The organism is Streptomyces sp. STAM6, from assembly GCF_054963715.1.
The window spans coordinates 1-7635 of record NZ_JBUEFZ010000069.1; the positions used below are offsets into that span (position 1 = coordinate 1).

Here is a 7635-nt window from a genome sequence, read left to right on the forward strand (position 1 = left end):
AGGGGTGCGGGGTGGGTCTCGCGGCCCGTTCCGGCCGGGCGGTGGCCGGCGGCCGGCACGGGAGTTCAGGGAGTGCCGGACACGGATCAGCTCCGGTCGGGCGCGTACGGGCGCGCGGTTCGCCGTCGTTTCAGCGGGCTTCCTGCCATGCTCGCCGTACACCACCGTGCTCCGCACGTCATGGGGCTACCTGCGTGCGGGGTGTGTAAGCAGGTAGGTGCGCTCGTTCTCAAGGGTCACTCCCTCGGCGACCGCAGCCGCTTTCTGTTCCGCGCCGGCTGCCGACAGCCGGTGCCCGCGGATCGTGGCCTCGCGGACCGATCCGTCGTGGCGAGCGGGGCCGTGGTGGAACCGGACACGGAACAGCCCGTGGCCGAGATCGACTGTGATGAGCCCAGTCCTGCCCTCATGGACGACGTAGTGGCCGACGGCAAGGGTCATGGCGTCCCCACGTGAAGGGGAGTGAGATGGCGTTGTTCACGACACGGTGCGCAGGCGTAGAGCACTGCGGGGGGCACCGACGGATTCGCGCCGGCCACCTCCACTGCCCGGGTCGTTTCGGACGGCCCTTGATGCCAGTGACACCACTTTCCGGACGTCGCCCCTGGGGGCTGGTTTCCCGTCTCCATGACGAGGACGGTAGGCCGTTGTGTTTCTCCGGAGCAGGCGAGTTTCTTGATGTTTCTCTTCACGCGGCCGGTGTTGCTCCGTGTTGCTCAGCGAGGCTCGAGCACCGCGCGTGCGCGGCTGATGAGTCGGTGTGCGCCACGCCCATACACAGCCCCCGCGGCGAGGGCATCCCACACCGCTTGATAGAGCGCGACGTCCTCGGGCGAGTCCAACCACATCTCCGCGTGCCAGGACTCGGCGATGACGAGCCGGTCGTCATGGATCCAGAAGTCGTCACCGGCAGCCACCCGTACCTCCGCAGTCATCGGGATGATGCCGAGCTCCACGGACGCCAGGCCGTTGACGGACATCAGGCGGTCCAGTTGGTCAGCCAAGACGGCGGGTGTGCAGATGCGGGTGTGCAGTGCCGACTCGTGCAGCAGCACGTGGTAGTGCTTCGACCGATCGTAGAGTCCCTCCTGGCGGCGGATTCGAGAGGCCACGCCCTCTTCTATGTCGCTCGTACCGCCGTGGAGCTCGGCGTACCGGGTCAGCACGCTGCGCGCGTACTCCGGCGTCTGGAACACCCCGGGCACGACGGAACCCGTGAAGCCGCGGAAGACTCTGGTCCTCGCGTGCTGGGCCCCGAGAGCGTCCTGAACCGCTCGGAGGCCACCAGCGAGCTGTCGACGCCAAGAACGGTAGGTCGACTCCAGCCCGGCCAGGCGCCCTTTCAGCTCAGCCGCAGTGTGTGGCTGGCCCACCGCCCGCGCCCAGGCTTCCAGATCGGCGGGAGTTGCCGTCTGCTTCCCGTTCTCCAGTTTCGAGATCTTCGAAGGGGCCCATCCACAAGCGGCAGCCATGCTCCGGACGGTCAGCCCGGCCTCGGCGCGCAGCTCGCGCAGCCGCACACCGAGAGAACGCCGGCCCTGCTGGAAGTCGGTCGTCACACGGCCGACGGTACCTGTGCTTTGAACTCGTCGTACTGGGTCGCGTGATGCCAGGCAGCATCACGGACCTGGCAGGCCAGCACCACCTCTTCCGGATCAGTCGTGAGCTCCATACGGCGTTCCGGATCATCCCAGTTGAAGCGTGCCAGGACTCGGGAATCGAACAGCCAGAAGTCGAAGTCCGGCAGGCCCAGCTTCACCGCGCGGGAGCGGAGCATGTACCGGATGTCCTCACCTACCGCCAGGTTGTCCGGTGTGGTCGCGAGGAGGTACCGCTGGTTGTCGGTGGCGGGCTCGTCGACCAAGCGCACGCGCTCGATCCGCTTGCCAGCGGCGGTCTGCTCGCGCGCGTTGACAAACCATGGTCCTCCGTCATCCGGCGGAGGCGCGGTCCCTGTCAGAAACCGCCGGTACTCCTCGGAACGTTGGTCCGCCGCATACGCCCTTCGAGTCTCCAGCCTCCACGCCGTGTGCTCGAAACCGGTCCGGAAAAAGTCGAGGATCCCACGCGCGGGGACGAACTGCACTGCTACTCCTTCGGGGCGAAGTTGACGAGGAGGGCGCGGTCGACGACCACGAGCGACTCACCAGGCAGGACGTTAGACATCTGCGCGAGAACGGCCGGGTCGGTGACCGTGTAGCCCTGCACGAGGATCTCGCCCGTTTCGACGTCCTCGTAGAGCGTCGGGCATTCGCCGGTCTTGCTGTTGGTGCCGAGCATGCGGATGGTCCGAGACATGGGCTGCCCCTCTCATGAGTCGGCGCGCTGCCGGGACCGGAACCATAGACCGACGATCTAGAAACAAGAAAGGCCCCGCCCGGCGGGTCGAGTGAGTGAAGGCCGCCGGCGGCGTCGGACCGCGTGCGGGGAGCGGGCCGCGGAGCGGATGGGGCAGGGGAGTGCGTGGCTGAGGGCGCCGAGAACGGCCTCGTACTGGCGGACTCTCGTAATCAACTGTCGCCGGTTCCTCGTGGAACACAACCTGTCGGTGACCGTGTGTGGTCCGCAACGGCGTATCGGCTCCACATCCCGCCGGCCTCGTTGAGCCGGCGGGTGGTGGTTGTGTCGTGGTAGCCGAGAGGTCCGGTCGTCGTTGCCTGCCCCGGTACGGGTGGGACCGAATACGCAGGAAAGGGGCCGCCGCCGGAACCGGCTACGCGCTCCGGGTCGGGAGCCAGGTGTCGATGACCTCGGCGACAAGGGCGGCGCCGCGGCTGTTCTGATGGATGTGGTCGGTCGTGAGCACGAGACCCCGGCGCCGCGCGATCGTGTCGAGGCTGCGGCGCAGCAAGGCGCGCCGGACGAGGACGCTGACGCTCGCTGCGGGCGTCGGGTCCCGGTAGGGGATCGGCGGCGGGTCCGCCTGGCGTAGTTCCTCGGTCTGGCGTTCGTGGAGCGGGAGGTAGGTCGCCTTGTTGGTGGTGGCGACCTCGGCGATCATGCGGCTGTACGCCTGTGATGCCCGCGCCGCGGCTCCGTCGAGTTGTTGGCCGAGGACCGGGAGGGACAGCAGAGCGATCGTCGCGTCGGTCTGTGTTCGCAGCCGTTCGACGACGGCTCCCAGGCACTGCTGGAACCAGTCGGCCGACGGGCGCTGGGGGAGTTGTTTGCGCTTCATGGCCCGCTCGACGGGGTAGCCGGCGAGGCTTGCTCGGGCGTCGTTGGTCCCGATCAGCACGGTGATCACGTCGGGTGCGTCCGCGACGACGGCATCGAGGCGCTGTGAGAGGTTGTGGGCGAAGTCGCCGTTGACGCCGAAGCGGGCGAGCCGTACGTCGCCCGGAGGTCGGCGTCGTTCGAGAAGGTCCAGGTAGTCGACGCTGAGTTGCGCGCGGGTGAGGCTATCGCCGAGGCACGCGACACGGGTCGTCACGGTGTTCGCGGGCCGGACGTGCCGGCGTGCTCGGTCGGGCGGGCTTCCGTCCGGGGACGGTGGTCGGTGCCGAGGCCGGCGGTGACGGTCAGGATGGACGCCGGTCCCGCCATGTCGACCGCGTGCCATGTCCCGGCCGGGTTGACAGTGGCCTCGCCTGGCCCGAGCACAACCCGTTCGGGCACTCCGTCCACATCGCGGGTGACCGTCACCGACCCGCTGAGGCAGACGACCAGTTCGTCTCCGGCGGGGTGGCGCTCCCAATGGTCGCCCAGGCCATCGCCGTCGAAGATCGTCACCATCCGACCCTCGGCGCCGTCCGCCGCGACCGCGGCGCTGTAGGCATGGAGCACCTCCGGGTCCCAGGCGAAGCCCTCGACGGGTTTCGCTGTCGACCCCAGGCCGAGGTGCACGGGGGTGGTCCGCAGGTCGATGGCGTTGGGTTCGTGATTGACGAGTCTCATGCAGACGATCGTCACAGGACAGCAATGGGTGGTCTTGAAGGAAAGGGAACGGAAGCCGACGTGATGGGCGGCCGGTCGGCGACTATCCAGTCCCGAGCAGGACTTCGCCGCGACGCCATGCTGTCGGCGTTCGGCCCGTGAACTCGCTCCAGTCCCGGACGAGATGGGCCTGGTCGGCGTAGCCGGAGACGGTCGCCACTTCGGCCCACGGAAGCGCGTCGTGCGTGGTGGCCAGTTCGTGCGCGTGCTCGAAGCGCAAAACCCGGGCGAAGGTCTTTGGTGACAGGCCCACCTCACAGCGAAACCGCTCGGTGAGGTACCGACGGCTCCAGCCCAGTTCTGCGGCGACCTCCCCAATCTGGACGCGGCCCCGCGCGGCCAAGAGCCGGCGCCAGGCCTCGGCCACCTCGGGGCGCACCCGGTACACGGGGTCGCCGCCGGCGCCGCGGCCGACGGCTCGCAGGAGCAACTCGTCCAGCGCGGCGAACCGCGCGGCCCATGTCGTCGCCGCGCGGAGCCGGTCGACCAGCTCGACGCCGAGCGCTCCGAGAAGTTCGTCGAGTGGGACCAGTCGGTGGGCGAGATCAGCGGCGGGCATGCCGTAGACGGCGCGGGCCCCGAGCGGTGTCAGCGACACCTGCACGCCTTTCTGGCGTCCGTCGTGGTGGATCGCGACGGACCGGCGCATCAGACCGCCGGCCACGCTGCTGAATCGGGTGACCGGTGACCCGTCGTCGACGCCCGCCGCCACCTCCAAAGGGCCGGACAGACTGATCACCGCAGTGAGCACGCGGCCCGGCGGACCGCAGTGCACCCCCGCCGGGAACCCACGAAGATCGAAACCGACATACGAGCCGACGTACCGCCGCAAGGCGGGCGCCGGACGTGCATAGAACCTGGTGGCCGTATGGTCTTCCACCCTCGCAGTGTATGAACCGGCGGTCTACTGAACATCGGTACAGCAGTTGCCAGTGACAACGATCGAGGTGAGCCAGCACAGTGCTCCGTTGCCGCGCTGGACTTCCACGGAAGGTCGTCGATCACGGGTGGGGGGCGGCTACCCTCCGGTGCCGTGCCGGTGGAATTTCTGACTGCCAGAATGATGGCCCCGGCAACTCTTCGCCAAGGGGGACGCATGACCGATGGACCACGATCGCCCGAACCGCCATCCGGCCCCCCGCCAGAGAACGACGTCGAGCGAAAGCCGCTGCGGCGGCGTGTGACTGACGCATGGAACAAGCTCGGGCCCGCCGGCAAGGTGGGGTTGATCGGCGTGGCTGCTGCCGTGGTCGGAGGCGTCATCGCCGTCGCTCACGCCCGCGCGACCGCAGCCGCCACCGACGACGATGGCGAGGCCGAGGCCGAGGAGTCCGGCGGCCTCCTTGCTGAGGTCGCCCGCATCCTCGACCAAGCCGCTGCGGAACAGGACGACGGGTCCAGCCTCTCCAGCCCACCACCCCGGCCGCCCCACACCGGTGATGTAAGCGGCTACTGGCGCTACCAGTGCCTCAACCCCCGCGGCCACGCCACCGGCAACTGTCGGCATGAGTGGCGGTGGGTGGACGACTACACCAAGGGCGCCGCGGAAGAAGAGGAAGAGGAGAACGCCGAGGTGTAGCCGTCACCGGTTCGACGCCGTCGCGGGGGCCGGGCCGGTCGGGACCGGGCCCCCTGGAGGCGACGCGCCCCTGGCTGACCACTGGGGCGGCACGTGTCGCCCTGCCGGGTCAGCCCCGAACCGGCAGCGAGGCAACCACCTCGGCCGCGGTACTGGTGGGCTCGCCTGTTACATGTCGTCAGTAACCCGGGGAGGCCCGTCGCCGCTGCCGGGCTGTCACCTTGCCCCTGGAGCCTTCCCCGCGGGTTGAGTACCCGTGCTCATGCGGTCGGCGCCGTCTCGTTCGTACGGTCGCATCCATGAGGAAGACCGCCGCGCTCCTGGCCCTGCTGCTCGCCGCCCTGACGACCACGGGCTGCTCCGTGCTGGAGCGGGAGTATCCCTCCGCCGACCCTGCGACGCTCTCCCAGCGCCTGACGGCCCGCGCGCAGTGGGTGTACGACGGCATGGCCCTGCCGCCCCACGAGGCAGTGAGCCCCGTCCAGGTGGTACCCGGCCACAGTTGCTACGCGGGCGGCCTCAGCATCGAAAAGACTCTGCCAGACGTCGTCACCTTCGACCTCAGCTGGACGGTCGAAGACATCCCTGCCGCTGTGGCCGGTGCCACGGAGGCTCGCCTGCGCCGGAAGTTCACCTCGGCGGGCTGGACCCTCACCCACGACCGCAACCGCCGGGGCAAGGACTTCGTCGAGTTCGGCTTCCGAGTCCAGGACCCAGCGACAGGTGACCAGTTCGACCTGGCGTGGAACGACTCGACCACGTCCCTCTTCCTGTCGGGCTACACCTCCTGCGCGAAGGTTCCCCAGTCGGCGGCCGACAGCCCGTCGCCGAAGACCTGGACACCGCAAACCGTCTGACGCGCCACAGTCCGAGGCGCTCGACGAGCGAGCCGGAGAAGGGGATCGATACTGATCGGCTCGCGCTGCACGGCCGTCAATGGCGCACGAGGGCTGACTCTGCGGCGAAGGTGGTCCCTCTTGGGCAGGGGGATGTGGCTGAGGGCGCCGAGAACCGTTGGGGCGGCGCCCCCGGGGAGGGAGGTGGCCGCGCCACGGCCGTCACCGCGCCACGGCGGGACCGCACGTGCGGGAGAGGCCGCCGTGCGGACGTGGTCCGGGCCGAGCGGAACGAAATCAGCCGGTGCCCGCGTTTCCGCAGGTCACCGGCTGATCAATCAGGGTGAGTGACGGGACTCGAACCCGCGACATCCTGGACCACAACCAGGTGCTCTACCAGCTGAGCTACACCCACCACGACCGGCGGATTTCCCGAAGGTTTCCCCGACCGGCCGAGAAAAAGTGTACAGGGTCCGAGAGGGTGCTCGCTCCCACCTTTCCCCGGGGGTCGGGGCGGGCGGTCGGAAGGGTCCGGGAGCCGGGGACGGCCCGGGGCTCCCGGTGGGGCCCCCGGGCCTAGGGCGCCGGGGGCAGGACGTGGCGGGCCGCGATCGTCTTCGCGGTGTCGGAGTCCGGGCCGGGCTGCGGCACGAAGATCGCCTCGCGGTAGTAGCGCAGCTCGGCGATGGACTCGCGGATGTCGGCGAGCGCCCGGTGGTTGCCGGTCTTCTCCGGACTGTTGAAGTACGCCCTCGGGTACCAGCGGCGTGCCAGTTCCTTCACCGAGGAGACATCGACGATCCGGTAATGCAGGTACTCCTCCACCTTCGGCATGTCGCGCAGCAGGAAGCCGCGGTCGGTGCCGACCGAGTTTCCGCACAGCGGGGCCTTGCCGGGCTCCTTGACGTGTTCGCGGACGTACGCGAGGACCTGTTCCTCGGCGTCGGCGAGCGTGGTGCCGGCCGCGAGCTCGTCGAGCAGGCCGGAGGCGGTGTGCATCTGCCGCACCACCTCGGGCATGGTCTCCAGCGCGGCGTCCGGCGGGCGGATCACGATGTCCACGCCCTGGCCGAGTACGTTCAGTTCCGAGTCGGTGACCAGCGCGGCCACCTCGATGAGTGCGTCGTCCGTCAGCGAGAGCCCGGTCATCTCGCAGTCGATCCACACCATGCGATCGTTCATGCGTCCTACCTTAGAGGGGCGGCCGCCGAGCGGGAGCGCCTCCGTGACGCCGGACGCCCGACGGCGCGGACGCCTTCACGACGCAGGGGCGCCCCTTGTCGA

Annotated in this window: 10 protein-coding genes and 1 tRNA gene; 2 read left to right on the forward strand and 9 right to left on the reverse strand. The window is 69.3% G+C overall.

What is annotated here, in order from left to right; translation table 11 throughout:
- Positions 1-186 precede the first annotated feature (186 nt).
- The 7 genes from ACY34K_RS33490 to ACY34K_RS33520 all read right to left on the reverse strand — a co-directional run bounded on the left by ACY34K_RS33490 (position 187) and on the right by ACY34K_RS33520 (position 4816).
- Entirely contained in the window at positions 187-441 is a 255-nt protein-coding gene (locus ACY34K_RS33490) for a hypothetical protein (protein WP_462753985.1), read from the reverse strand.
- A gap of 275 nt (positions 442-716) precedes the next feature.
- A complete protein-coding gene (locus ACY34K_RS33495) occupies positions 717-1559 on the reverse strand; it encodes a helix-turn-helix domain-containing protein (protein ID WP_462753986.1) in 843 nt (280 codons plus the stop codon).
- Positions 1556-2086: a DUF6879 family protein gene (locus ACY34K_RS33500; RefSeq protein ID WP_462753987.1), complete on the reverse strand. Its 531-nt coding sequence runs from the start codon at positions 2084-2086 to the stop codon at positions 1556-1558. The genes ACY34K_RS33495 and ACY34K_RS33500 overlap by 4 nt, the downstream gene beginning before the upstream one ends.
- Before the next feature lie 2 nt (positions 2087-2088).
- Entirely contained in the window at positions 2089-2298 is a 210-nt protein-coding gene (locus ACY34K_RS33505) for a hypothetical protein (protein ID WP_462753988.1), read from the reverse strand.
- A gap of 415 nt (positions 2299-2713) precedes the next feature.
- Complete coding sequence (locus ACY34K_RS33510) at positions 2714-3433, reverse strand: SGNH/GDSL hydrolase family protein (protein WP_462753989.1); 720 nt, start codon at positions 3431-3433, stop codon at positions 2714-2716.
- Positions 3430-3897: a cupin domain-containing protein gene (locus tag ACY34K_RS33515; protein ID WP_462753991.1), complete on the reverse strand. Its 468-nt coding sequence runs from the start codon at positions 3895-3897 to the stop codon at positions 3430-3432. The genes ACY34K_RS33510 and ACY34K_RS33515 overlap by 4 nt, the downstream gene beginning before the upstream one ends.
- Positions 3898-3979: 82 nt before the next feature.
- Positions 3980-4816 (reverse strand): helix-turn-helix domain-containing protein, encoded by an 837-nt coding sequence (locus ACY34K_RS33520; protein ID WP_462753993.1) that lies wholly within the window; start codon positions 4814-4816, stop codon positions 3980-3982.
- Positions 4817-5170: 354 nt separating this feature from the next.
- On the opposite strand from ACY34K_RS33520, the gene ACY34K_RS33525 reads away from it, so the two are divergent.
- Both ACY34K_RS33525 and ACY34K_RS33530 read left to right on the forward strand, forming a co-directional pair.
- A complete protein-coding gene (locus tag ACY34K_RS33525) occupies positions 5171-5515 on the forward strand; it encodes a hypothetical protein (protein WP_462753995.1) in 345 nt (114 codons plus the stop codon).
- Positions 5516-5814: 299 nt separating this feature from the next.
- Positions 5815-6372, forward strand: coding sequence for a hypothetical protein (locus ACY34K_RS33530; protein WP_462753997.1), 558 nt, complete (start codon positions 5815-5817; stop codon positions 6370-6372).
- 321 nt (positions 6373-6693) lie between these two features.
- Here ACY34K_RS33530 and ACY34K_RS33535 read toward each other — a convergent pair.
- Both ACY34K_RS33535 and orn read right to left on the reverse strand, forming a co-directional pair.
- Positions 6694-6766: transfer RNA gene (locus ACY34K_RS33535), tRNA-His, on the reverse strand.
- Positions 6767-6927: 161 nt separating this feature from the next.
- Positions 6928-7533 (reverse strand): oligoribonuclease, encoded by a 606-nt coding sequence (orn, locus tag ACY34K_RS33540; protein ID WP_462753998.1) that lies wholly within the window; start codon positions 7531-7533, stop codon positions 6928-6930.
- Positions 7534-7635 lie beyond the last annotated feature (102 nt).